The 581-nt window shown below is 51.1% G+C and carries 1 rRNA gene; it reads right to left on the bottom strand.

Going from position 1 to position 581, the window contains the following annotated elements:
• Positions 1 to 329 (bottom strand): 23S ribosomal RNA (locus CHU70_RS10655); the annotation flags it as partial.
• Between the last annotated feature and the right edge of the window lie 252 nt (positions 330 to 581).

The raw sequence follows: 581 nt of genomic DNA, 5'->3' as shown, positions 1-581 counted from the left end.
TGCATCCCCACAACCCCACGCACGCAAACCCTGCCAGGTATCACACGCACGCGGTTTAGCCTCATCCACGTTCGTTCGCCACTACTAACGGAATCACAATTGTTTTCTACTCCTACGGGTACTGAGATGTTTCACTTCCCCGCGTAACCACCAATTAGACTATGAATTCATCTAACGGCGACCGCCCACAACGACGGCCAGGTTTCCCCATTCGGACACCCTCGGATCAACGCTCAGTTGGCAGCTCCCCGAGGCCTATCGCAGCCTCTCACGTCCTTCATCGGCCTACTATGCCAAGGCATCCACCATGCGCCCTTACAACACAACACACAAACAAATAACTAAGAACAATCACAAACAGAAAAACTGCTTGACAAAATCGAACTTACAGAAAAACAAGATGCTCGCGTCCACTATCCAGTTCTCACACAACACCCACACACCACACACAAACCACCAAACAGCAGCCTGCCCGCAGCACGCAGCAACCTGTACAACAGGAACAACAACATGTGTCATCCCAGACACCCAACAGCGCACCAACAACCAACCAACACCAAAGGAAAGCACAAACGCTTAAA

The sequence above is a fragment of the Corynebacterium sp. LK10 genome (assembly GCF_008042455.1).
Lineage (GTDB): Bacteria > Actinomycetota > Actinomycetes > Mycobacteriales > Mycobacteriaceae > Corynebacterium > Corynebacterium jeikeium_D.
The sequence above is the reverse complement of the archived record's forward strand: the minus strand, read 5'-3'. Positions and strand labels throughout refer to the sequence as shown.